This window comes from Novosphingobium sp. (assembly GCF_020852455.1).
Lineage (GTDB): Bacteria > Pseudomonadota > Alphaproteobacteria > Sphingomonadales > Sphingomonadaceae > Novosphingobium.
On record NZ_JADZAT010000006.1, the window covers coordinates 127,407 to 152,155 of the forward strand.

Genomic DNA, 24,749 nt, shown 5'->3' on the forward strand with positions numbered 1-24,749 from the left:
GCGCCCGCGCTTGCGCGCGGCTGAACAGGGCGTGCAGCCTGCGCTAAGCCGTGGCTGTCTGACGGCCGAACAAAATCGCGCCCGCGCGCGGTGCGGGGACGCGCTCGGCCAGCTTGGCTTCGATGCCGCTGTACAAACGCTGAAGTGCGCGCGCGGCATCGCTGAGCGGCGCAAAGGTCCCAAGCGGTGCGCGTTGGACCGCCACCTGTTCCAGTTGGGTCGCATGAGGCACAATCGGCCAGCTTGCAGCCTGGCCTTGCCGCACGGCACGGTGCAACGGCCTCCGCCCGTTATAGAGCGAAAGCACCGGCAACAACGGTGGATGGCGATGGTGGTGTCTGGCCAGTTCGCTTCGCAGCATATCCAGTGCACGAGCAGAAAGCGGACTGGGGGGCAGCGGTACAATCAGCAGATCCGCTGCCGCGATCACCTGGTCCGACACTTCGTTCAGCCCGGCCGGGCAATCAAGCACGATCCGTTCATGTTCACGCCCGAGCAAAGTCGCCATCTGAGCCAGCCGCTTGCGCTGGCCAAGCCGGGCCAGCTGTCCTGGCAAATGGCGCAGGCTTTCGTCCGACGGCAACAGCGAGAGGCGTTTGTAGGCGGTTGGCTCGATCAGCTGGCGTGGCTTGCCTTCGCGTTGGAAGATTGCTGCGGCCCGCCCGCCCGGTACCGGTTCGCGCCCCAACAGGAACCCCGCCCCGCCTTGCGGGTCAAGGTCCCACAACAGGGTATTGCGCCCGCCAAGCGCGGCAAACCGCCAGGCAAGATCCACTGCCAAGGTGGTTTTGCCGACACCGCCCTTCATGCTGTAAATGGCGACAACCGCCATGTGCGCGACCCCAGACCCCTTTTCGAAGTTGGGTTCAGAATGCAGCAATCCATCCGATTCGCAATCAGGGCAATTGCGCTACCCCCAGTCCAGAATTGAACCAGTCTCGGGTCATATCTCGAGAGGGTCGGTGGAAGATTATTTGACCTGGCTGGCCGAAGGATCAGCCAGATAGTGACGGCAAGCCTTGAAGGCGGCATCAAAATGAGCCTTCGGATCCTTCGCTTCGATAATTTCGCGCTGAAATTCGCTGACCTGGACCTTGAACATTGCGCGCATGGCGGGCTCATCCAATTTACGCTCTGCGAACAGTCGCTGCCCGGTTGCAACGAAAAACGCCCTGCCTGGCCCCTCCATTGAAGGATAGGCATCGGCCCCCGGTTGCTTCGTAAGCTGATCGCGCGCCAGCACCGAAAAGACCGCCGCGCAGCGAACCCGCGTGTCGAGATCGTCGCTCTGTGCTTCATCGGCCAGCACGGCGGCGGGGCTGGCAGCGACGGCCAGGGCGAACAGGCATATCGAGCTTTTGCGCATGAGCTGCCTTTTAAGGTCGCGGAGCTGAACCGCAACTACCGCGCACGATTGACCCGACGCGACCAGGCGATACACGTAGCGAATCGCAACTGATGGAGAGAGCGGCATGTACAGTCACAACATGGTCGGGTCGAACGACCTGGCCAAATCGAAAGCCTTCTATGACGCCACATTCAAGGCGATCGGCGGCAACGAAGCGATCCAGGATGACAAGGGTCGTCTGATCTACATGCACAATGGCGGGATTTTCCTGGTCACTGCTCCGATCGATGGCCAGCCGGCCTCTGCCGGCAATGGTTGCACGATCGGCTTTGCGATGGACAGCCCTGAACAGGCCGATGCCTGGCACGCGGCCGGCGTCGCCAATGGCGGCACTGCGATCGAAGATCCGCCGGGCGTTCGCGAAGGCGGGATGGGCGCGCTCTACCTCGCCTACCTGCGCGATCCCGACGGGAACAAGCTCTGCGCGCTCAAGCGGATGTGAGCGAGACCTTTGAAGTAAAGCCGGACGGCACCCGCCGCGCAATCACGCGCGCGTGGGTGCCCGAGGCACCGGTGGCGCTGGAATTCAACGGTCTGTCCTATGCCGTGATGATGGCCAGCCCCTCCGATCTGGAGGATTTCGCCACCGGCTTTGCCCTGAACGAAGGGCTGGCAGCCGCACCTGCTGACATTTCCCACATTGCCGTGGCCGAGGTCGAGAACGGCTGGATCGTGCGCGCGCACCTTTCGGGCCTGGGGATCGACAAGCTGACCGAACGGGTCCGCAGCCGCGTCGCGGAATCGAGCTGCGGCCTGTGCGGGATCGACAACCTGGCCGAAGTGGCCCGCGCGCTGCCGACAGTCGCTCCGCATGCGGCGATCGAGCCTACAGCGGTATTTGCGGCGCTTGGCGCGATGCGCCCCCTGCAACACCTCACCCACCAGACCGGTGCGGCCCATGCCGCAGCCTGGGCCAGTGAGGCCGGCGCAATCGGCCTGCTGCGCGAAGACGTGGGACGGCACAATGCACTCGACAAGCTGGTTGGTGCCATGGCCCGGGCCGATCGGCCGCTGTCACCCGGCTTCGTGCTGTCGACCGCGCGTTGCAGCTATGAAATCGTCGAAAAAGCGGTGCGCGCCGGAGCGACAACGCTGGTCTGCGTTTCGCTGCCCACCTCGCTTGCAGTGGATCGCGCCCGAACGGCAGGACTCAGTCTGTGGGCACTGGCGCGCGATGACAGCGCCTTGCTGGTGAACGACGCCTCAGCGTGACAGCAGGAACACCGCGTGTTCGGCGCGCCAGGCGGCAGCAGCAGGGCCGATCCGCTTGTCACCCGAGAGGAACCATTCGCCTTCAACGCGGTAGCCCTTGTCGGCCACCAGCAGCCGGAAATCGCGCACCGTGACGTGATGGATATTGGGGGTTTCATACCAGGCGATCGGCAGCAAGCGCGTCACCGGCATCCGCCCGTTCCACAGCAGACTGGCGCGGACTTTCCAGTGCGCGAAATTGGGGAACGAGACAAAGGCCTTGCGCCCGACCCGCAGCAATTCGTCGAGCACCATGTCGGGACGCTTGGTGGTCTGCAGCGTCTGGCTGAGGATCGCATAGTCAAACGCCGCGTCGGGATAATCGGCCAGGTCGGTATCGGCATCGCCCTGCATCACCGACAGGCCTTTGGCGACGCATTCCGCAACCCCGTGCGGATCGAGTTCCATCCCCCGCGCATCAACCTGCCGCCCATCGCGCAGCACCGCCATCAGCGCACCGTCGCCGCAGCCGACATCGAGCACGCGAGAACCGGCCGCGACGTTTTCGGCGATAATCGCCAGGTCGGGACGCAGCGCGGTCATTGCGAGAGGAACCCCTGGATCACCCGGTCAAGCGCGGGAACATCGAGCAGGAAACTGTCGTGGCCGAACGGCGCAGAGAGTTCGACGAAGCTGACCGGTGCACCCGCGGCGTTGAGCGCGTGAGCGATCGTGCGGCTTTCACTGGTCGGATAGAGCCAGTCGGTATCGAAGCTCACCAGGCAGAACCGCGCCTTGCTGGCACGGAACGCATCGGCAAGCCGCCCGCCGTGTTCTTCGGCGAGGTCGAAATAGTCCATCGCGCGGGTGATGTAGAGGTAACTGTTGGCATCGAACCGGTCGGTAAAACTCAATCCCTGATGGCGCAGGTAGCTCTCGACCTGGAAATCGGCGTCGAAGCCGAAGGTCTTTTCGGTCCGGTCCTGCAACTTGCGACCGAATTTCTCGTGCATGCCCTCTTCGGACAGGTACGTGATGTGCGCCGCCATCCGCGCGACGGCCAGCCCGTTTTCGGGGCCCTTGCCCGATGGGTAATAGTCGCCGCCCTGCCACTTCGGATCGGCCATGATTGCCTGGCGGCCAACTTCGTGGAAGGCGATGTTCTGCGCGGAATGGCGCGCGGTGCTGGCGATCACCAGCACGGCACGGGTCCGTTCGGGCCAGTTGGCGGCAAAGCTCAGCGCCTGCATTCCGCCCATCGATCCGCCGACCACGGCATGCAATTGCTCGATCCCCAGCGCATCGAGCACCGCCACCTGCGCGCGGACCATGTCGCGGATCGTGATCACCGGAAAACGCATGGCATAGGGCCGGCCATCGCCGTCGCTGCTGGCCGGGCCGGTCGAACCATAGCAGCCGCCCAGCACATTGGCGCAGATCACGAAGAACCGGTCGGTGTCGATCGGCAGGCCCGGTCCGACCATCCGGATCCACCAGCCAGGCTTGCCGGTGATCGGGTGCGGGCTGGCGACGCATTGATCGCCGGTCAGCGCATGGAAGATCACCAGCGCGTTCGACTTGTCGGCGTTGAGCGTACCATAGGTCTCATAGGCCACCCGTACACCCGACAGGCTCTGCCCACCGTCGAGCGGCAGCGGAGCGGACAGTTCCAGCACCTGGCTGGCTGTGGTGATCGCCGGTTTGGCCATGGGCCGCGATTGGGGGACTACAAGCGGGCTGTCAATCGGCGAAAGGCCTGCTAAGGGCAGGCCCGCAATGGCCAGCAAGCCCACCCCCAAGCCGTGGATCGCAGGAATTCACGCCTATGTCCCCGGCAAGTCCGGTGGTGATGGTATGCCCACGGTCAAGCTGTCCGCCAACGAGAACCCGCTGGGCTGCAGTCCGCAGGCGCTCGACGCGCGGGCCAGCGCGGTCCATCCCTCACGCTATCCCGATGGTGACAGCACTGCGCTGCGCGCCGCACTGGGCAAGTTGCACGGGATCGATCCGGCTCGGATCATCATGGGGGCGGGATCGGGCGAGCTGCTGTACCTCGCCGCCAGTGCCTACGCCGGGCCGGGCGACGAAGTGCTGTTCTCTGAGTTCGCCTTTTCGCTCTATGACATTGTCGCGCGCCGCGCCGGTGCCGTTCCGGTCGAGGCTCCGGCCCGGGACTACGGCACCGATGTCGATGCACTGCTGGCCGCCGTCACCGAGCGGACCAGGGTGGTGCTGGTCGCCAATCCCAACAATCCGACCGGCACCTATTTGCCGAAGAGCGAGATCGCGCGGCTCCATGCCGGTCTGCCGGCCGACGTGCTGCTGGTGATCGACCTGGCCTATGTCGAATATGTCGATCCGGCGGACGATGACGGATCGATGGCGCTGGCCGCCACTGCCCCCAACGTGCTCGCCACCCGGACCTTCTCCAAGGCCTACGGCCTGGCAGGCGAACGGGTTGGCTGGGGCACCGGCAGCACCGAGTTAATCGAGGTGCTCAACCGCCTGCGCGGCGCCTTCAATGTCTCGAACGAGGCCCAGGCCATGGCCTTGGCCGCGCTGGAGGACCAGGCGTTTGTCGAACAGTCGCGCGGGCACAATGCCGCGGTGCGCGCGCGTTTCGTCGAACAGGTCGAGGCGTTGGGCAACCATGGCCTGCGCACGGTGCCGAGCGAGGCCAACTTCGTGCTGGTGCTCTTCGAAGGCAAGCTGACCGGCAGGGCCGCCTATGACGGGCTGGCCAGCGCCGGATACATGACCCGCTGGTTTTCTGTGCCGGGCTTAGATCGCGGGGTGCGGATCACGATCGGCACGCAGGACGATATGGACGCGGTTGCCCGGATCCTGCGCGAACTGGCGGAGACTGCGTGATGGGCTTCGAACGGGTTGCGATCATCGGCCTTGGCCTGCTTGGCGGCTCGATCGGGCTGGCCGTCAAGGAATTCCTGCCCGGTGCTATCACCACCGGCTACGACGCCGATCCCGCCGCGCGCCTACGCGCTGCAGAGCGCGGGCTGGTGAGCCGGGTCTGCGACGATCCCGCCGAAACCGTGCGCAATGCCCAGTTGGTGATCCTTTGCGTGCCGGTCGGCGCGATGGGCGCGGCAGCACGCGAGATCGCTCCGCACCTGCCTTCAGGTGTGGTGATCAGCGATGTCGGCTCGTCGAAGGAAAGCGTCGCCAAGGCCCTGGCCGAAGCGCTACCCGGCCATGCGGTGATCCCCGCGCACCCGGTTGCCGGGACCGAGCGCAGCGGGCCGGATGCGGGCTTTGCCAGCCTGTTCCAGCAGCGCTGGTGCATCATCACCCCGCCCGAGGGGGCTGACCCGGAAAAGGTCGCAGCACTATCTGCCTTCTGGGAAGCGCTGGGGGCCAGGGTCGAGGTGATGGATGCGGCCCACCACGATCTGGTGTTGGCGGTAACCAGCCACCTGCCACACCTGATTGCCTATACCATCGTCGGCACCGCATCCGACCTTGAAGGGGTGACCGAAAGCGAAGTCATCAAGTATTCCGCCGGCGGTTTCCGCGATTTTACCCGGATTGCCGCGAGCGATCCGACCATGTGGCGCGACGTGTTCCTGTCGAACAAGGACGCGGTGCTGGAAATGCTGCAGCGCTTCACCGAAGACCTGACCGCGCTGCAGCGCGCAATCCGGGTCGGCGATGGCGAACAGTTGTTCGATCATTTCACCCGCACCCGCGCGATCCGGCGTTCGATCATCGAACTGGGCCAGGACGACGCGCGGCCGGACTTTGGCCGCAGCGATCACCAGGGCTAGGACAGCAGGAATACCCCTGCGACCAGCCACATCACCGCAGTCGAAATCCAGCCACCAATCTCAAGTCTGCTTGAGATTGCAAATTCTCCCATGATTTTCCGGTTCTTGGCGATCAGCATCGTCACCACCATCAGCGGCGGGGCAAGCAGGCCATTGACCACGGCGGCCCAGTAGAGCGCTTTCATCGGATCGATCTGGACGAGGTTGAGCGCGATTCCAGCCAGCGTTGCAGCGGCGATCGCGCCGTAAAACGCCTTGGCTTCGCGCGGTTTGCGGTCGAGTCCCTCGGTCCAGCCAAAGGTCTCGCTCACCGCGTAGGCCGCACTCCCTGCCAGGATCGGGACCGCCAGCAGGCCGGTGCCGATGATCCCCAAAGCGAACAGCGCAAAGGCGAAATCACCCGCAATCGGGCGCAGTGCCTCGGCCGCCTGGGCGGCGCTTTCGATATTGGTCACCCCGTTGGCGTGGAGCGTGGCAGCTGTGGCGATGATGATGAACAGTGCGGTGAGGTGGGAAAAGCCCATGCCGACCAGAGTGTCGGTGCGAATTCGCCGCAGTTCCGCGCCGGCGCGGCGCGGCGAGACGTGCAAGGGCTTGATATGGCGGCGATGTTGTTCTTCGACTTCCTGTCCTGCCTGCCAGAAAAACAGGTAGGGGCTGATCGTGGTGCCGAAGATCGCGACCAGCGCCATGGCATGTTCGCGGTCAAAGGTGAACTGCGGGATCAGGATGTCCAAAATGGCGGTTTTCCAGGGCACATCGGCCACGAAAACCACCCCGATATAGGCGAACAGCGACAAAGTGGTCCACTTGAGGATCCGCTCATATCGAGCGTAACTCAAGAACACCTCAAGCAGCACTGAAAGCACCCCAAAGGCGATGGTAAAAGCCAGCACAGGGCCCGGAACAACCAGGGCCAGCACCGCCCCCATCGCACCCAGATCCGCCCCCAGGTTGATCACGTTCGCGACCAGCAGCATCACCACCACCACCCTGAGCAACCACGGCGGATAGTGCTGGCGCAGGTTCTGGGCGATCCCCTTGCCGGTGGTCGCGCCGATCCGCGCACAGATCGCCTGGATCGAGGCGAGCAGCGGGTAGCCGAAGAACATCGTCCAGCCCAAAGTAAAGCCGAACTGCGCGCCGACCTGGCTGTAGGTCCCGATGCCCGAGGGATCATCGTCGGCCGCGCCCGTCACCAGCCCGGGCCCCAGCACCTCAAGCGGTGACCGGCGAGGCTGCTTGCCGCTCACACCGGGTTCTGGGCGTTGATCGCGGCGTGCACCCGTTCCTCGACCTCGCCCCTTGGCAGGCCGGGTGGCAGCGGATCATGGATCCGGTAGGTGATCGTGCCCGATCGCTTGAGCCAATGATGGTAGAGCGGCCCGGCATCGACCGAGATCGGCACCACCGGCAGCCCCAGCAGCTTGTAGATCCCGGCAAAGCCCGATTGCAGCGGCGGACAGGTGCCGTGCGGCACGCGGGTGCCTTCGGGGAAGATCATCAGCGAGCGCCCCTCCCCGGTAATCCGCTTGGCTGCAGCCATCATGTGCCGCAAGGCCTTGGCGCCCTGATCGCGCTGAACCTCGACCAGGCCATAACGATCGCCGACCATGCCCCACAGCGGGATCCGCATCAGCTCCGCCTTGGCGAAGACCCCGGGGAACGGCACCACCTGCGGGATGTCGATCGCCTCGAAAAAGCTCTCATGCTTCATCGCCACGAAGACGGGTCCTTCGGGCAGCCTACCTTCAACCCTGATCCGGATCCCCAGCAGGTTGCGCATGCACCAGCGGTGATAGAGCGACCACGAATGGACCGCCTTCACAAAGGTCTGGCGCGAAGCAAGCAGCAGCGTCGCAACGCAGGCCAGCACCACGAAGACGCTGCCGATATAGAAGGCCGCATAAAAGGCCAGGTTGCGCAGCAGCCGCATGTCAGAGCTCCGCCAACCGCGCGATGAACCGCGCGACCAGCTTGTGATATTCGACGAACAGCGTCCGCCAGCTGGGCTTGGTCGCCACGGCATCCTCGATCACCGCAACGCCGTCAGGCAGTTCGCTGCGCAGTTCACCGGCCGCGCGGCGCATGTGCCAGTCGCTGGTCACCAGCCGGATCGACTGGACCCGCTGCTTGCGCACCCATTCGGCGGTTTCGCGGGCATTGGACACCGTATCGGTGGCAGAATAGCCCAGCATGACGCAGCACGCCATCTGCGTGGACGAAACATGGAACTGCGCGGCGAATTCGCCCGACTTGACCTCGCGGTAGACCCCCGAAACGAACATTCGCGGGGCCCAGTGGTTGTCGAGCACGGCCAGCCCGCGCTCAACCCGGCCGGCCGCGCCGGTCAGCACCACCACCGCATCGCTGCGCTCGGTTCCCGCCGGCTGCGGCAGAACCACCGCGAACCAGACAAAGCCCAGCGCCCAGGCCAGCAGGATCAATGAAAGCAAGCGGCGCAGCATCGGGCCCTCAAAGCATCGTCTTGAGTGCGCGCAGCACGGTCTGGCGCGCGGTAAACATGGCCAGGGCGACCCCCGCGACCGGCACCAGCGCCAGCAGGATCCAGTCGCTCCAGCCCAGCGCTCCCGAACTGACCAGCCCGGCCCCCAGCCCGCCGAACTGCCGCCCCAGCAACAGCACCACGACCAGCCCCAGCGCCAGCCCGATCGCCCCGCCGCCCGCGGCATCGAACCCGATCGAACGCTGGAACACCCGGGCAATCTGCCGGTCGGTCCCGCCCAGCAGGTGCACGATCTCGATCGTCTCGCGATTGGCACCCAGCGCATTGCGCACCGCCAGCAGCACCGCTGCGGCCAGGGCAAAGCCCAGCACACCGACCAAGGCCAGGGTCAGCCAGCGCAGCGTACCGATCGCCCCGAACACCGGTTCCAGCCAGGTCGATTGCGCATCGACCCGCGCCGATGGCGCCACCGTGCGCAGCGAGCGGCGCAGCGCCCCCAGCGTTTCGCCGGTCACCGGATCGCGCATCCGCGCATCGATCAGCGCCGGAACCGGAATGGCGGCATCACCGCCGGCCGGGGCACCCAGCCAGGGTTCGATCAACCGGTCGATCTCGTGCTGCGAAACCAGGCTGGCTTCGGCCACGCCGGGGGTGGTGCGCAGCGCCCGCAGCGCGGCCTGGGCCTGGCGGTCGCGCTCGCCAGCCTGGGCATTGACGATCTGCACCGTCACCCCGCCGGTCAGCGCATCAGAGGCATTGCGCACGGTGTTGCTGAAGGCCAGCCCGGCCGCGGCGGCAATCACCGTCAGCGCCACCATGATCGCGATCACCCACAGCATCGGGCCCGACAGGCGACCCTGCGGGATCAGTTCGGCTTCGGACTTGCCGAACGGCAGGCTGGGCAGCTTGAAGGCCATCAATCCAGCTCCGCCCGGGTCCGCGGTACGCGCGGCGGATAGCGCAGCGCGCCGGTCGGGTCAGACAGGCGCCCCTTGTCGAGCCGCATGATCAGCGAATCCGGAACCCGCTTGAGCAAGTGGACATCGTGGGTTGCCACCACCACGGTGGTGCCCAGCCGGTTGAGCGCTTCGAACAGCCGCAGCAGCTTGACCGCCATGTCGGGATCGACGTTGCCGGTCGGTTCGTCCGCCACCAGCATTTCGGGGCGATGGATCACCGCGCGGGCAATCGCCACGCGCTGCTGTTCACCGCCCGAAAGCTGCGCGGGCAAGGCGTGCATCCGGTCGGCCAGGCCGACCCATTCGAGCATATCGGCCACCGGCTTGGCGATCTCGCGTTCGGCCACGCCAGAAACGCGCAGCGGCAAGGCAACATTATCGAAGGCCGAAAGATGCTGCACCAGCCGGAATTCCTGAAACACCACCCCGATCCGCCGTCGCAGCAGCGGCAGGTGTTCGCGCGGCATGGTGATCGCATCGGCGCCGAACATCCGGATTGCCCCGCGCGATGGCCGCTGGGCCAGGTACAGCAGCTTCAACAGCGAGGTCTTGCCGGCACCGCTGGCCCCGGTGAGGAAGTAAAATCCACCCAGGAACAGCGTGAAGGAAACATTGCTCAGCACCTCGCGATCGGTGCCATAGCGCAGCCCGACATTGTCGAACTGGACGATTTCCCCTTCGGTGGAACTACTCATGATGATCGGGGCCGGTCCAGTTGGTGCGCGTCTGCGCCGGGCTATAGCGGCCAATCCATGTGGAAAAAAGGGCATTGCCGCGCCCAGCTGTGCTTCGTGCCCTTGCCCGGGGCCTTGTCCACATGCTTAACACCATTCCACCATGATTATCTGCTGTCCTGCCTGCTCCACGCGCTATGTCGTGCCCGACAGTGCCATCGGCGTGGACGGACGCACGGTGCGCTGCGCCAAATGCCGCCACTCGTGGTTCCAGGACGGGCCCAGCCTGACCCCGCCGGCTCCGGCTCCGCAGCCCGAGCCTGCACCGCCCCCGCAGGCCGAACCTGCGCCGCCGGTGGCGGAGCAGCCCGACCCGCCGCCGCCGGCAGCCGAACCCGCAGCGCCAGAGCCTGCGCCCGAACCGGCAGCGCCGATCGAGGCCGAGGCCGAGCCGGCTCCCGCTCCGGTGGCTGAGCCTGCGCCAGAACCTCAGCCTGTAGAGCCTCAGTCTGAAGAGCCCCAGCCTGAACGCGGCGCACCGGCCGAACAGTGGGAAGAGGCTCCGCCGCCACCGCCCGCGCCTTCGCTCAGCTTTGCGGAAGATTCGCTGCCCGCCCCGCCCCCGCCCAGCGTCGCACCGCTGTCAGCCGACAGCCATGACGCGGAAGAGGACTATTCGCGCTTCGCCCACGAGCCGCTGTTCCGCCCGCGCCGCAATCCGGCCAAGGTCTGGATGATCGCGGCGGTGCTGTTCGCGGTCGTCGCAATGGGATCGGTTGCGGCGGCGGCCTGGTATGGCCTGCCCGACTGGATGCCGTTTGCCCAGCAGCAGTTTGCCGAGGACCAGCCCGGGCTGAAGCTCAACTTCCCCGAAAAGCAGCAGGGCCCGCGTCCGCTGGCCGATGGCAGTTTCTTCTTCGAAACCAACGGCACGATCACCAACGTGTCGCAAAGCTCACGCAGCGTACCGGCACTGCTGGTGGTGCTGTTCAACGCGCGCGGATCGCAGGTCTATGTCCAGGAGGTGCGCTCGCCCAAGCGGGTGCTGGCACCGGGCGAAAGCGTTGCCGTGACCGAGGCGCTGATCAACGTGCCCAAAGGTGCGGTCAAGGCCAGAATCGGCTGGAAGCCGGGCAGCTGAACCCTATTCGAAGTTGATGGTAACCCGGCCCGGCTCGCGCCGGTCAACCTGGCGGGCAAGGCCGCCCTCGCCCGCACGCTCGCTGGCCACTTCACCGCGCAGGATCTCCACAGTCGCGCTGGCCACAACCCGCACGCCGCGTGGCTGCGGCTGATCCGGGAGCGGGGCCTGGGTGACCAGGGCAGCAAGGACAAAGGGTAACGCGATCGTCATCGACTGTGGTGAACGCGCTGTTCACCTTTTGCGCAACGCCGCAGTTTGCGCCGTCCCCCGCCGGGACAGCGCCACGCAGAAGATTAACGCTGCGAACAGCGCTTGCACCCCCCAAGTGCCTTTGCTAAGGGCGCGCTCCTACCCCCCCGGGGCGGCCCGAATCCCTTGCTGGAATGGCCTGCTCCGATGATTTAGCGGTCGTGGCGGAACTGGTAGACGCGCAACGTTGAGGTCGTTGTGGGCGAAAGCCCGTGGAAGTTCGAGTCTTCTCGACCGCACCAATCAGTCAGATCGAAGGAAAATTCTTCGCCTGCGGGCGAAGCTCCCGCATTGCACCGGGTGGTGCATCATGCCAGCAAGGCGCTGCACGCAGGGAGCGCATGGGCATGGCCGAAAGACTGATCGGGGCAATCGAGGCCGGGGGGACCAAGTTCGTGGTCGCACTGGCGCGGACCGACGGCACGATCCTGGCCCAGGCGCGGATCGCCACGCGCACTCCGGCTGAATGTTTTCCCGAAGTGGTCGCGTTCTTCGAACAGTCCGCGGCGGCACACGGTGCGATCGGCGGCTTTGGCGTGGCCAGCTTCGGGCCGATCGATATCGACCCGGCCTCCCCCGCTTATGGCACGATCACCACAACCACCAAGCCGGGGTGGCGCGGTTCGCGCTATCACCACGCGCTGGGCCGGTTCGGCGTACCGATCGTGGTCGATAGCGACGTCAACGGCGCAGCGCTGGGCGAATGGACGCTGGGGGCCGGACGCGGCTGCACGACGCTGGCCTACACCACTGTCGGCACCGGAGTGGGCAGCGGGGTGGTGCGCGCCGGCAAGCCGCTGATGGGATTTTCGCATTTCGAAACCGGGCACATCCCGATCCGGCGCGATCCGGCAGTCGATCCGTTTGCCGGGCACTGCCCCTTTCACGGGGACTGCCTGGAAGGCCTGGCGGCAGGTCCGGCGATCCTGGCCCGCTGGGGGCACAGCCTGTCCGATCAGCCTGACCCTGCGCGGATCGACCTGATCGGCGGCTATATCGCCCAGCTGGCGGTCAGCCTGGTGCTGCTGCACATGCCCGACCGACTGGTGTTCGGCGGCGGCGTGATGAAAAGCCCGGGGCTGATCGAGGCGGTGCGGCGTCACACCGAAGCGTGGCTGGCGGGTTATATCCAGGCACCACAGCTCGATGCCGGGCTGGAAAGCTATATCGTTGCACCCGGGCTGGGCGACCAGGCCGGGATCACCGGCGCGATCGCGCTGGGCCGGCAAGCGCTGGCAGAAGGGAAGTGAAGTCATGACTGCAGGCTCGTTCGAACGCATTCCCTATCTGATCGTCTATGACGAGGAGAGCGCCTTCAAGGACACCTACGGCGGGGCGATCGGCAAGGTGGCGGTCGAAGCGATGCACCTCAAGCCTGCCGCCCCATCCGACAGCGTGGTGATCTTCTCGCACCCGATCGGCGGCGGATCGTGGCTGCCGCTAGTTTCGAACCTGGCGCGGATGGGGGTGCATACGATCTATTGCAACACCCGCTATCGCGGCAACGAAACCGCGCTGATCATGGAACGCGCGGTGATGGATTTCGGCGCCTGCATCCGCCACGCCAGAGAGAAGCTGGGCTATGCCAAGGTCTACCTCGGCGGCTGGTCGGGCGGCGGGGCGCAGAGCCTGTTCTATCAGGCCGAGGCGCAGGACCCGCGCGTTACCCACACGCCCGCAGGCGATCCCTATGATCTGACCGCAGCGAAATTCGAACCCGCCGATGGCGTGCTGCTGCTCGCCGCGCACCTGTCGCGCAACCTGACGCTGACCGAATGGCTCGACGCCTCGATCGAGGATGAAAGCCGTCCGTTCGATCGCAATCCCAAATGGAACCTCTATGCTTCGGATGGCCCCAAGCCGCCCTACTCGGCCGATTTTCTGGCCGAGTACCGCCAGCGCCAGATCGCCCGCAACCGGCGGATCACCGCCTGGGTCCAGGACGAGCTGGCCGCACTGAAGCGCGCCGGGCTGGAAGACCACGAACGCTGCTTCACCGTGCAGGGCACCATGGCCGATCCGCGCTGGCTCGATCCCGCAGTCGATCCCAACGACCGCCCGCCCAACCACTGCATGCTGGGCGATCCCTTTGTGGTCAACGATGGTCCGGTGGGCCTCGCGCGGTTTACCACGCTGCGCTCGTGGCTGTCGCAATGGTCGTATGACCTGTCGAACGGCGACGGCCTGAAATGTGCGGCGCGGATCAGCACGCCGATGCTGGTGATCGAGAACAGCGCCGATGATGCCTGCACCCCCAGCCATGCTGCGCGGCTGATGGCGGCGGCGGACAAGTGCACGATCGATCATCATGTGATCCAGGGCGCCAACCACTATTACTTCGGCCAGGCCGCACAGGTGAATGAGGCGACGCAACTGGTCCGTGACTGGATCGCTCGGCAGTGACGCGCGCAATCGAACTGGTTGAAGTCGGCCCGCGCGACGGGCTGCAGAATGAAAGCCTGATCGTCTCCACCGACGACAAGGTCGAACTGATCCGCCGCTGTGTGGCCGCCGGTGCGCGGCGGATCGAGGTGGCGAGCTTCGTCAATCCGCGCAAGGTGCCGCAGATGGCCGATGCCGAGGCGGTGGTCGAGGCATTGGGCGAGGTTGAGGGGGTGACCCGGATCGGGCTGGTACTGAACCTGCGCGGGGCGGAACGCGCGCTGGCCTGCGCGATCGACCAGCTGGGCGCGGTGGCGGTCGCCTCGGACGCGTTCGGGATCCGCAATCAGGGGCAGACCTCGGCCCAGTCGGCCCAGGAAGCGGCGCGGATCGTAGCCCTGGCCCGCAGCGCTGGGCGCACCGCGCAAGTCACCATCGCCACCGCGTTCGGCTGCCCGTTTCAGGGCGCGGTCGATCCGGCGCATGTGGTGGCAATGGCGAAGGCACTCGCAGCGTCAGGCCCGGTCGAAATCGCGCTGGCCGATACCATCGGCGTAGCGGTTCCGGCCGAGGTCACGCGGCTGGTCGGCGCTGTGCAGGCAGTAATCGCGCCGCTTCCGGTCAGGGTGCACTTCCATGACACCCGCAATACCGGGCTCGCCAATGTCTGGGCCGCGGTCGAGGCGGGGGCGGCGACGGTCGATGCTTCACTGGGCGGGCTGGGCGGCTGTCCCTTCGCGCCCGGCGCGGCCGGCAATGTCGGGACCGAGGATGTCGCCTATCTGCTCGATCGCTCGGGGATCGCCACCGGGCTCGACCTTGACCGGCTGATCGCGGCATCGCAGTGGCTGTCCGGCGTCATGGGCAAGCCGCTTCCCGCCAGCGTCTCGCGCGCGGGCGGCTTCCCGGCTGGAGAGCATGCATGAGCGAGAATACCGGCGCGCTTGCCGGGATCAGGGTGATCGAATTCGGGCAGCTGATTGCCGGGCCGTTCTGCGGCCAATTGCTGGGCGACATGGGCGCCGACGTGGTCAAGATCGAGCCGCCCGGTGCCGGTGACCCGATGCGCACCTGGGGGAACGGAGACCACAAGCTGTGGTGGGACGTGATCGCGCGCAACAAGCGCTCGGTCAGCCTCAACCTGCGGGTTCCCGAAGGGCAGGACCTGGCCTGTCAGCTCCTGGCCCAGGCCGATATCATGATCGAGAATTTCAAGCCCGGCACGATCGAGAAATGGGGGCTGGGACCAGAGGCGCTGCACGAGATCAACCCGCGGCTGATCGTGGTGCGGATGTCGGGCTATGGCCAGACCGGCCCCTATGCGACCCGCGCCGGCTATGGCGGGATCGGCGAGGCGATGGGCGGCTGGCGCGCGATCGTCGGCGATCCGGATCGCCCGCCCAGCCGGATGGGCGTATCGATCGGCGATACCCTGGCGGCGACCTATGGCTGCATGGGCGCGCTCGCCGCGCTGCATGCGCGCGCGGTCAGCGGCAAGGGCCAGGTGGTCGATTCCGCGCTTTACGAAGCGGTGCTGCAGGTGATGGAAAGCGTGCTGCCCGAATATGATGCGATGGGGCTGGTGCGCCAGCGCTCGGGTTCGATCCTGCCCGGGATCGCGCCGTCGAACGTCTATCCCTGCAAGGACGGCGAATACATGATCGGCGGCAACGGTGACACGGTGTTCGCCCGGCTGGCCGAGGCGATGGGTCGGCCCGAGTTGGCCAGCGATCTGCGCTATGCCACCCATGTGGCGCGCGGTGAGCGGCAGCAGGAACTGGACGCGCTGATTGCCGACTGGACCCGCACCATGACAGTGGATCAGCTCGAAGCGCTGATGATCGCCCACTCGGTCCCGGCGGGCCGGGTCTATACCGGCAAGGAGATGCTGGCTGATCCGCACTTTGCCGCACGCGGGGCGATTGCCGAAGTGCCGCATCCGGTGCTGGGCAATGTCAGGATGCAGGCGCCGATGCCCAAGCTGTCCGCCACCCCCAGCGCAATCCGCCGCGCCGCACCGCGTGTGCCGGGCGAACACAATGCCGAAGTGCTGGGCGAAGAGCTGGGGCTGGACGCGAATGCGCTGGCGGAGCTTGCCGCGCGCGGGGTGCTCTAGACCCTGTACAGGGTCTAGAGCAACGCCTCGACCAGCGGCACATCCTCGGGATTGTTGACTTCCCACAGCCCGCCCTCAGGCAGATCGACCTTGACCAGATGCACTGGCAGCCCTGCTTCGAGCAGGCGCAGCTGCTCCAGCCCTTCCTGTTCCTCAAGTGCAGCAGGCGCCAGCGCGGCATAGGCCGCGAGCGCCGAAGGGCGATAGGCGTAGAGCCCGATGTGCAGGTCGAGCAGCGGCGCGCCATGCGGAATCGGCGCCTTGCTGAAATAGAGCGCGGTGCCATCACCGCGCGCCACCACGCAGGTGCCGCCGATCCGCCCCCGGGCATAGTCTGCGCGCAACTGCGCGCTCATCGCCGTGTCGCAGCGCACATAGGGCGTTGCGACCTGGACCAGCGGATCGGCAAATGCGCCGACCAGTGCCGCAATGTAATGCGGCGGAACCAGCGGATTATCGCCCTGCAGATTGACCACCAGATCGGCCTGATGCCCCAGCCGGGCATAGGCTTCAGCACAGCGTTCGGTGCCATTGCGCGCATCTGGCGAAGTCATCACCGCAGCGCCGCCGAAGGCCGCAACCGCATCGGCGATCCGGGCGCTGTCAGTTGCCACCACCACATCGGCCGGATCGGCAGCAGCCGTGGCCGCGCGCCAGACCCATTCGATCAGACTGCGGCTCTGGCCCGACCGTGCCGTCAGCATGGCCATCGGCTTGCCGGGGAAACGCAGCGAGCCTTCCCGCGCGGGGATAATGATCAGGCTGCGCGCAGACTCCCGGACCGGTTGGTCCGCGGCGGCGAGATCAGATCCATCCGGATCGAAGTTTCGGGTAAGCCCATCCATAGTTGAAGTTTGCTCTAACCGCCTCTGTCTGAACCACAACTTGCCGGATCAGACGATCCAGGGTTCGGCCCAATAACCATGGCCCGGCGCCGCCGGATCGGCCAGCAGCGGCTCATCCTGCCACGCCGGGGCTTCCATCACCGCCAGCCCCTTGGGTGCAGCCTCGCCTGCCGGGGCGAAGATGAAGTCGCCGGCGGTCAGTGTGGACATGGTCGTGCCCAGCAGCACGATCAGGTTACCCCCGCCCAGATCGATCGCGCCATCATTGCCAACCTGGATGAAGTGCGATTGCAGGCTGGCGAAATCGGCATAGATCCCGTTCAGCTGGATCTTGTCGGTCCCGTGCAGGAAATCGCCGATCACGTCGGCACCGCTGCCCGCGCCGAACACGAAGGTATCCGCACCGCCCTCGCCGAACAGCACGTCGTTGCCGGCCATGCCGTTGATCGTATCGGCACCCAGCCCGCCCAGCAGCCAGTTGCCGCTGGCGCTGCCGGTCAGCTGGTTGTCGAGCTCGTTGCCGACGCCAAAGGCAGTCGTGCCTTCCAGCACCAGATTCTCGACATTGGCGTAGAGATAGACCCCGGCATTGGCGACCGTGACATCGGCATGGACCGTGTCCACCCCGCCGCCGACCGCCTCGAAGGTCAGGTCATTGCCGGTATCGACCCAGTAGACATCGTCATCCGCGCCGCCATCCATCAGATCGTAATCGGGATTGGCCTGGCCCGACACGCCGTCAAGCGTATCGTTGCCCGCCCCGCCGACCAGAATGTCGGTATCGAAACTGTCCCCGCCATCAAGCGTATCGTCGCCATCCTCGCCATAGAGCGCATCGGCATCGGCCCCGCCGTGCAGCACATCGTTGCCCAGCCCGCCAACCAGGTAATCGACCCCGGCATCGCCGTTCAGCGTATCGACGCCGTCCTGGCCGAACAGGCTATCAACCCCGTCGCCGCCGCTGAGCACATCATCGCCCAGCCCGCCGAGCAGCAGGTTTGATCCGCTGTTGCCGGTGATCGTGTTGGCCAGAACGTTGCCCACCCCGAAATTGCCTGCCGTGCCGGTCAGCGTCAGGTTCTCGATGTTGGCGAACAGATAATAGCCGGCACTGGCGACGACCGTATCGACACCCTCGCCGCTGTTCTCGAACACCAGATCAGCCGCACTGTCGGCATAGTAGGTATCGTTGCCGGCACCGCCAAAGAGCATATCGGTGCCAAGGCCGCCGTCCATGGAATCGTCACCGGCCAACCCCATGATCGTGTCGGGCCCAAGTGCCCCGACCAGCACATCGCTGTTGGCCGTCCCGACGATTGGCAGGTAGGTCAATCCTGCCGGAGCAGTCTGCGCAGGCGGGCTTGGCGGCGCGGGGGGGGCGACTGGCGGTGCCTGGATCGTGTTGGCAGCGATCGCCGCCGCACCAAGACGAAGCGCTGCGCTGACATCGGCGACCAGAGCGCTGCGAACCAGCAGCGTATCGCTGGCCGAGAAGGTGATCAGCACGTCACTGCCTTGCTGAACGATCGACTGATAGGCCGAATAATCGCCGACATCTATCCAGTCATGGCTGGCTCCGGCCTGGAAGTCTTCGACAATGTCAGCCCCGAAACCAGCCCCGAACCGGAACGTATCGACCCCTGCACCGCCAATCAGGTTGTCGGCGCCGGCGCCGCCCGATAGCAAGTCATCACCAAACCCGCCGCGGATGGTCTGGCTTCCGGCGCCGGTCAGTAACCGATCGTTACCATCATACCCGTCCAGGGTGCCGGTCAGCGTTCCCAGCCGCCCGTCGAACACATCGTCGCCGCCGGCCAGATTGACATCGCCGTTGATCGCATTGGTGTTGACCAGCAGATCATTGTAATTGCTGAGCAATACCTGCCCGTTGAGCGTTCCGGAGTTGTAAAAGTCAAGGCTGTATGAACTGATCGAGCTGGCACTATACGTGACAATCGGAACACATTTCACGGCATAGTCGGCGGTGACTGTCCCGCTGTTCCAGACTGTCCCATGGCTTGCGATGCCGATCACCAGGCCCGCGCTATCCAGATCCGCGGTTTCATCGGTGACATTGATCGTCCCGCTGTTGACCAGGCGCGGGGCAGCATTGCCGACGCCGGCCAGATAGTCCTCGATGCCCGAGCTGGCCGAGCCGCCATGAACCGTGATCTGGCCCGAGTTGAAGATCAGTTCGGCGCTTATGCTGTTTCCGACCAGTTGCTGCATGCCGCGCGCCGCGCCGACGGCGTTCACGGTGATGCTGCCCTGGTTGAGCACCACGCTTTGATAGGAAGCGGTGCCGCTAGAACCGATATAGCCGCCGGACCTGACCCCGCTGGCATCGCCGGTCGCGCTGGACACGACGATCGCGCCATAGTTGAAACTGACATTGAATGAGACGCCAAGGGCATCCGATTGCGCGGCATCGACTTGCAGCAGCGCACCGGCCTGATTGACGAATACTGACTCGCTGCCGGCAACCCCGCGCGACAGGTCAACCGCATCACTCGTCGAATAGCGGATCGTACCGCTGTTCCATATCCCGAACCCGGTGGGATAATAAGGGGGGGAAAGCACCACTGCGGTTGAAGTTGTGGCGCCGTTGTACAGCCGCGTCGGGGCGGTGTCGGTAAAGTCCAGGACAGTTCCCGCCACGACCACGTAATTGCGATCGGTGCGAATGGTCTCATCTGGCACCTGCGGAACGACAAGTCCGGTTGGCCCGGAATCGAACAGCAAGTTCTTGGGAGTAAAGCTGCTGGCGGTAGCATTGCGGACCAGCACGCTGTCGCTGGCCGAAAGCACGATCCGCAGATCCGCGCCTTCCTGCACCAGCGACTGATATGTCGCATAGCCATAGATTTCGATCGTATCGCCGGCATTCAAATCGGTGATCACGTCGGAACCATCGCCAGCATCGAAAATGAAGCGGTCTGCTCCGGCTCCGCCGGTCAGCACATCGGCGCCAGTTCCACCCCAGATTACATCGTCGCCGCCGCGTCCGTCGATCGCGTCGTTTCCGCCGATCCCCAGCAGGAAATCCGCCGCCGCCGCACCGGCTATCGTATCGCCACCGCGCGATCCGACCACTTCCTCGAAATTGCGGACACCGTCGCGGTCCTGCGTCGTCGCCGCGATGCCGGTGCCCAGATCGACGTTGACGGCCAGGGTCGAGCCGAGGAACGAGAGCACATCGAATCCGTCACCCCCGTCGAGCATGTCGAAGCCTGCGCCGCCCTCGACAAAGTCGTCTCCGCCGCCTGCCGAAATGACGTCTTCGCCCTGGCCGCCAAACAGATCTTCCGAACCGCTGCCGCCGATCAGGGTATCGTTGCCATCCTCACCTTCGACCGATCCGGTATGCTGGCCGAGAGCACCGTCATAACGGTCATTGCCACTGCCCAGCAGCAAACGGCTGTCCATCGAGCCGGTATTGATCACCACATCATCGCCGCGCCCGGTCAACACCGCACCGTGAATCTGGCCCGAGTTAATCAACTGCTCGGCATAACCATCGGTGCCTTCAAGCGCATAGAAGGCGATATCGGCGGTGATCGTGCCGGAATTGTTGAAGGTCGAAGCGATCGTCGAACTGTTGATCTGCAGCAGCGAATTCATCAACACCCCGATCGAGGCGTAGGGCGAAGACAGCGGCGTTACCGCCGTGATCGTGCCCTGGTTGTTGAGCTGCTGATAGGAACTGGCATTGACATAGATGCCAACGGCAAATTCATCGCTGGTCGCCAGGATACTGCCGGAATTGTTGGTGTCCGATCCCGGTCCGAGTGAGAGGCCATAGACTTCGGTTCCGCCCGAAACGCTGATCGATCCCGAATTGGTGACAGGCCCGTCGGAGTAGCCGGACAAGACCGCGATCTGGACACCGGTGGGGCCATGCAGGCCGCTGGAGCGAACCGTGAACTCACCCGCATTCACGAACGGGATCGTCGCGCCAAACCCATAGAAGCCGACGACATAGCCGGCATCGGAAGTTACCGTAAAATGCCCGTCCGCTGCGTTGTTGAACAGGCTTTGCGCTGAGATCGGATAGCGCCCATCGATCCAGATCCCGGCAACGCGGGAGCTGGGATAGGGCACGCCGGTGGCGATGTTGACCGTGCCGTGATTGACGAACTGCGAATTGCCGTCACTCGATCGATAGATATAGCCCGAGCCAATGTTGTCGCGGAGCAACGGATCGATCAGCGAAACCGTGCTTCCCGCCGCGACTGTCAGGTCATTCGAAACATCGATCGGCACCGAACCAGCGAAGGGAACCAGGGGAATTCCATCAAAATTGTGGGCCGTGAACTGCGCCAGTGTGGTGTTCTGAAACCGGACTGGCGTTGTGTTGAACAGATGGATTGCGAAGGCAACCTCGGCATCGAAGGTCAGGACCACATCGGCGCCATCCTGCACCAATCTTGCGGCCCCCACGGCGAACGGGTTGTAGTAGGCCGCAAGGCCGTACTGCATAGAGAGGACATCGCCGCCATCGCCAACCTGAAAATCGGTGATGACCAGTTCGTTGTGCGATGCGCCCAGCTCTACCCGGTCGTTGCCCGCGCCCAGGGTCAACGATCCGCCCCAGGCGTTGGTCAGAATCCGGTCATTGCCGGCGCCAAGATCGATAACCAGACTGCTGGGCCCCGAGCTTCCCCCCGATGCATCAACGACGACGAGATCGTCACCGTCGCCGCCTTGGATCGAGCCGGACGCTCCCGCAATGGTGCGCAGCGTGATCGTGTCGTTTCCGGCCCCGCCCGCAACCGTATCACCCGAGGACATGCGGATGGTATCATGGCCGTCACCGCCATCCAGCAGGCTGCTTCCACCCAGCCCGACGATGTAGTCATCCCCGCTGCCGCCAGAAACCGTGTTGGCCCCCGCTCCGCCAGCCAGCCAGTCATTGCCATCGCCGCCGTCCAGCACATCGTCGCCGTCGCCGCCGTTCAGGACATCGTCACCGCCAAGACCGGCCAGTTGATCATCTCCGGCGCTCGCCAGTGCCACATCGGAACCGGCGGTGCCTGCGAATGTGTCAGCACCGCCACTGACCGTAACATTTTCAACCAGGGGATTGAACCCCAGGTTGTCTGCGGTGAAGTCGTGGATGTCGGTGTTGAGAAAGGTGACCAGTGTGGAGAATTCGCCGCCATAGTCGCCCGCGTCACTGGAGAATTGCAGCAATGTATCCGAACCCGACTGCACCAGCCGCGCCCGGCCTTCAGCAAAGGGATTGTAGTTGATGCTGCCATCTTCGCGGTAAAAATACCCGAACTGCCAGCTCGTGCGCGAGTTGCGGACAAACTCTACCCAATCCAGCACATCGCCGCCGGCGCCAGTCTGAAAATCACTGATGGTAATCGCGAAATCGGGTTGAATGGTCAGCCCACGATCAAGCGTCACGACATCACTGCCTGCGCCCAGCGAAAAGACAGCCCCCGACACGTTGGCATCGTAAACGATCGCCCGATCGTTTCCGTCACCCAGGTCGAACGACAGCCCCGTCCCGGCGAAGCCGCTGAATTCAACCAGATCGCCCCCAGCGCCGCCCAGCACAGTGCCAATGGCGCCATCGAGCAAGCGAATATTGACGATCAGGTGGTCATTGCCATCGCCGCCGTCGATGCTGGCCGCCCCAAATCCCTCATCGCGGATGGTATCATCGCCTGCACCGCCGTTGATCGTATCGCCGCCTGCACCGCCCTCGATCAGGTCATTGCCGATGCCGCCAGCAATCTGGTCGTTGCCGGCTCCGCCGAACAGCCGGTCATTGCCATCAAGCCCATCCAGACTGTCGTTGCCGTCCCCGCCGTGGATCGTGTCGGCGCCTGCGGTTCCCGCAAGGACGGCGTTGACGGTTGCAGCCATCGAAGGCGAATTGCCGGCGAAATTTTCGGCAGTCAGGGTGCTGGCCGAAACACCGCGCAGCAGGATCAGCCGATCCACGCTGTCGCTGCCGCCAGCCCCGTCCAGATCCCAGCCGACAATCGTATCGTTGCCCTGCGCCAGCAACCGCAAATGGCCACTGGCGAAGGGATTTGCACCAGCAACCCAATTATCGCTGAGCGCAAGCAGGGCGTTGAGATCGAGCACGTCGCCGCCGGTGCCGCCCTGAAAATCCTCAATCGTCACCGAGATCGGATCCGCCAGATCGAAGCTGTTGTAACGGTACAGATCGTACAATAAGCCAAGCGTGACCCGGTCTGTTCCGCCGCCCAGGGTCAGGTTGGCTGAACTGCGCGAATTGTCGATATAGACATCGTCGTTGCCCGCACCGAGATCGGCGGTAAGCCGCATGGGAACAGACGAAGTTTGACTGGCGAACTCGACCGTTACCCGCAGGGTATCATTGCCATCACCTGCCAGGACAGAGACAGTGTCAGCAAGGGCGGGCAACCATCGTTCTCGTACCGGTCGGACCAGGGTAATCGTGTCGTTGCCGCTGCCGCCATCGATCACATCGTTGCCGAACTCCGAATCCGAAATCAGATCATCGCCGTTTCCGCCAACCAGGTGATCGCTGCCTTCTCCGCCCTCGATCGTATCATTGCCTTCACCGCCATCGATTGCATCGTTGCCGAAACTGCCGCTGATGGTGTCATTGCCGTCGCCGCCGGACAGGCTGTCCGCCCCGGCCGTACCGTGCAGCCAATCATCCCCGCCAAGGCCATTGACGCTGCCGCCACCTGCCAGCGCCTGCAGCAGATCGTTGCCGCTTGTCCCGCCAACCGCAACGGCAGCCGCACTGCCGCCGGCCGGATCGAACCCGCCGAAATTGTATGCGGTCAGCTGGCTGACCGAAACATTGCGCAAGATCAGCAGTTCATCGTCGTAGGCAGGCGTATCAGGGCTGCGATCATAGACCAGCACGGTATCGGCGCCCTGTTGAACCAGGCGGAGGATTCCGGCCGCGAACGGATTCGCGCTGGTGAACTGCGCAAGCGGGTCGTCGCTGGATAGCAGCCCACCAAGCATGCGCCCCAGCTCAATCGAATCTCCACCTGCCCCGGCTTCGAAGTCGGTGATGTCGACCGGGCCGACATTGAAGCCACTCTGACCGGCCCCGAAGCCCCAGCCAAGCACCAGCCGATCGGCTCCTGTGCCAAGCGAGATCGTGACGGACTGGTAGAACAGATTGCTGATGAGCCGCTCATCGTCGAGAACCAACACATCGCTTCCCGAGCCCAGGTCAATCGCTGTCGCCCCGCGAAGTCCGGTGTCGCATGTGACAAGATCATTGCCGGCACCTGCATCGATCAGGGTGCTGGCAATATACTCCCCCATAACCGAGCTATAATTGATCGCACGGAATGTAATCCGGTCATCGCCATTGCCGGCATGGATCGTATCATGCAGCCATCCGGAATCGACGATGACATCATTGCCATCGCCCGATTCGATGGTGTCGCTGCCACCGCCCGCCTCGATCGTGTCATCGCCCGCAGTGCCGGTAATCGCGTTGTCACCGCTGGTGCCCAGGAAATCCGTCATTTCTTCACCCAATCCAGCGGTTTGATTGACCA

At 64.7% G+C, this 24,749-nt stretch carries 21 protein-coding genes and 1 tRNA gene; 10 read left to right on the top strand and 12 right to left on the bottom strand.

The window, feature by feature from the left end; genetic code table 11:
- Positions 1 to 43: 43 nt before the first annotated feature.
- Complete coding sequence (locus tag IT549_RS02205) at positions 44 to 832, bottom strand: ParA family protein (protein ID WP_292969641.1); 789 nt, start codon at positions 830 to 832, stop codon at positions 44 to 46.
- A gap of 138 nt (positions 833 to 970) precedes the next feature.
- A complete protein-coding gene (locus IT549_RS02210) occupies positions 971 to 1,366 on the bottom strand; it encodes a hypothetical protein (protein ID WP_292969642.1) in 396 nt (131 codons plus the stop codon).
- A 106-nt stretch (positions 1,367 to 1,472) separates the two neighbouring features.
- On the opposite strand from IT549_RS02210, the gene IT549_RS02215 reads away from it, so the two are divergent.
- Positions 1,473 to 1,850, top strand: a complete 378-nt coding sequence (locus IT549_RS02215; protein ID WP_292969643.1) for a VOC family protein — start codon at positions 1,473 to 1,475, stop codon at positions 1,848 to 1,850.
- Positions 1,847 to 2,620, top strand: a complete 774-nt coding sequence (gene fdhD, locus IT549_RS02220; RefSeq protein ID WP_292969645.1) for a formate dehydrogenase accessory sulfurtransferase FdhD — start codon at positions 1,847 to 1,849, stop codon at positions 2,618 to 2,620. Before IT549_RS02215 ends, fdhD begins: the two co-directional genes overlap by 4 nt.
- On the opposite strand, the gene metW is transcribed toward fdhD, so the two are convergent.
- Together metW and IT549_RS02230 are read right to left on the bottom strand one after the other, a co-directional pair.
- Positions 2,612 to 3,202: a methionine biosynthesis protein MetW gene (metW, locus tag IT549_RS02225; protein ID WP_292969647.1), complete on the bottom strand. Its 591-nt coding sequence runs from the start codon at positions 3,200 to 3,202 to the stop codon at positions 2,612 to 2,614. The two genes, fdhD and metW, sit on opposite strands and share 9 nt — an antisense overlap.
- A complete protein-coding gene (locus tag IT549_RS02230) occupies positions 3,199 to 4,308 on the bottom strand; it encodes a homoserine O-acetyltransferase (protein ID WP_292969648.1) in 1,110 nt (369 codons plus the stop codon). The genes metW and IT549_RS02230 overlap by 4 nt, the downstream gene beginning before the upstream one ends.
- A 67-nt stretch (positions 4,309 to 4,375) precedes the next feature.
- Between IT549_RS02230 and IT549_RS02235 the strand changes: the two genes are divergently transcribed.
- Both IT549_RS02235 and IT549_RS02240 read left to right on the top strand, forming a co-directional pair.
- Positions 4,376 to 5,470: a histidinol-phosphate transaminase gene (locus IT549_RS02235; protein ID WP_292969649.1), complete on the top strand. Its 1,095-nt coding sequence runs from the start codon at positions 4,376 to 4,378 to the stop codon at positions 5,468 to 5,470.
- Positions 5,470 to 6,381 carry a prephenate/arogenate dehydrogenase family protein gene (locus tag IT549_RS02240; RefSeq protein ID WP_292969650.1) on the top strand — a complete coding sequence of 304 codons (912 nt, stop codon included), beginning with the start codon at positions 5,470 to 5,472 and terminating at the stop codon, positions 6,379 to 6,381. The genes IT549_RS02235 and IT549_RS02240 overlap by 1 nt, the downstream gene beginning before the upstream one ends.
- Here the strand turns inward: IT549_RS02240 and IT549_RS02245 are convergent.
- The 5 genes from IT549_RS02245 to ftsE are packed head-to-tail and all read right to left on the bottom strand — an operon-like array spanning position 6,378 to position 10,502.
- A complete protein-coding gene (locus IT549_RS02245) occupies positions 6,378 to 7,634 on the bottom strand; it encodes a divalent metal cation transporter (protein ID WP_292969651.1) in 1,257 nt (418 codons plus the stop codon). The two genes, IT549_RS02240 and IT549_RS02245, sit on opposite strands and share 4 nt — an antisense overlap.
- Positions 7,631 to 8,317 (bottom strand): lysophospholipid acyltransferase family protein, encoded by a 687-nt coding sequence (locus IT549_RS02250; protein WP_292969653.1) that lies wholly within the window; start codon positions 8,315 to 8,317, stop codon positions 7,631 to 7,633. Before IT549_RS02250 ends, IT549_RS02245 begins: the two co-directional genes overlap by 4 nt.
- A 1-nt stretch (position 8,318) precedes the next feature.
- Positions 8,319 to 8,849, bottom strand: a complete 531-nt coding sequence (locus IT549_RS02255) for a YdcF family protein (RefSeq protein ID WP_292969655.1) — start codon at positions 8,847 to 8,849, stop codon at positions 8,319 to 8,321.
- A 7-nt stretch (positions 8,850 to 8,856) separates the two neighbouring features.
- Positions 8,857 to 9,765, bottom strand: coding sequence for a cell division protein (locus tag IT549_RS02260; protein WP_292969657.1), 909 nt, complete (start codon positions 9,763 to 9,765; stop codon positions 8,857 to 8,859).
- Positions 9,765 to 10,502 (bottom strand): cell division ATP-binding protein FtsE, encoded by a 738-nt coding sequence (ftsE, locus tag IT549_RS02265; protein WP_292969658.1) that lies wholly within the window; start codon positions 10,500 to 10,502, stop codon positions 9,765 to 9,767. Before ftsE ends, IT549_RS02260 begins: the two co-directional genes overlap by 1 nt.
- Before the next feature lie 142 nt (positions 10,503 to 10,644).
- Between ftsE and IT549_RS02270 the strand changes: the two genes are divergently transcribed.
- The gene (locus tag IT549_RS02270; protein WP_292969660.1) at positions 10,645 to 11,622 is read left to right on the top strand and encodes a zinc-ribbon domain-containing protein; all 978 of its coding nucleotides are present in this window, start codon (positions 10,645 to 10,647) and stop codon (positions 11,620 to 11,622) included.
- Between the two features lie 3 nt (positions 11,623 to 11,625).
- On the opposite strand, the gene IT549_RS02275 is transcribed toward IT549_RS02270, so the two are convergent.
- A complete protein-coding gene (locus IT549_RS02275; RefSeq protein WP_292969662.1) occupies positions 11,626 to 11,835 on the bottom strand; it encodes a hypothetical protein in 210 nt (69 codons plus the stop codon).
- A 194-nt stretch (positions 11,836 to 12,029) separates the two neighbouring features.
- Between IT549_RS02275 and IT549_RS02280 the strand changes: the two genes are divergently transcribed.
- The 5 genes from IT549_RS02280 (at position 12,030) to IT549_RS02300 (ending at position 16,372) form a co-directional block, all read left to right on the top strand.
- A tRNA-Leu gene (locus IT549_RS02280) sits at positions 12,030 to 12,116 on the top strand.
- A 105-nt stretch (positions 12,117 to 12,221) separates the two neighbouring features.
- Positions 12,222 to 13,124 (top strand): ROK family protein, encoded by a 903-nt coding sequence (locus IT549_RS02285; RefSeq protein ID WP_292969663.1) that lies wholly within the window; start codon positions 12,222 to 12,224, stop codon positions 13,122 to 13,124.
- Positions 13,125 to 13,128: 4 nt separating this feature from the next.
- Positions 13,129 to 14,277: an alpha/beta fold hydrolase gene (locus IT549_RS02290; protein ID WP_292969664.1), complete on the top strand. Its 1,149-nt coding sequence runs from the start codon at positions 13,129 to 13,131 to the stop codon at positions 14,275 to 14,277.
- Positions 14,274 to 15,182: a hydroxymethylglutaryl-CoA lyase gene (locus tag IT549_RS02295; protein WP_292969665.1), complete on the top strand. Its 909-nt coding sequence runs from the start codon at positions 14,274 to 14,276 to the stop codon at positions 15,180 to 15,182. Before IT549_RS02290 ends, IT549_RS02295 begins: the two co-directional genes overlap by 4 nt.
- Positions 15,179 to 16,372 (top strand): CoA transferase, encoded by a 1,194-nt coding sequence (locus tag IT549_RS02300; protein WP_292969667.1) that lies wholly within the window; start codon positions 15,179 to 15,181, stop codon positions 16,370 to 16,372. The genes IT549_RS02295 and IT549_RS02300 overlap by 4 nt, the downstream gene beginning before the upstream one ends.
- Before the next feature lie 14 nt (positions 16,373 to 16,386).
- Here IT549_RS02300 and kdsB read toward each other — a convergent pair whose 3' ends face one another.
- A complete protein-coding gene (gene kdsB / locus IT549_RS02305; RefSeq protein ID WP_365776035.1) occupies positions 16,387 to 17,133 on the bottom strand; it encodes a 3-deoxy-manno-octulosonate cytidylyltransferase in 747 nt (248 codons plus the stop codon).
- A 132-nt stretch (positions 17,134 to 17,265) separates the two neighbouring features.
- On the bottom strand, positions 17,266 to 24,717 hold the full coding sequence (locus tag IT549_RS02310) for a calcium-binding protein (RefSeq protein ID WP_292969669.1): 7,452 nt from the start codon (positions 24,715 to 24,717) through the stop codon (positions 17,266 to 17,268).
- Between the last annotated feature and the right edge of the window lie 32 nt (positions 24,718 to 24,749).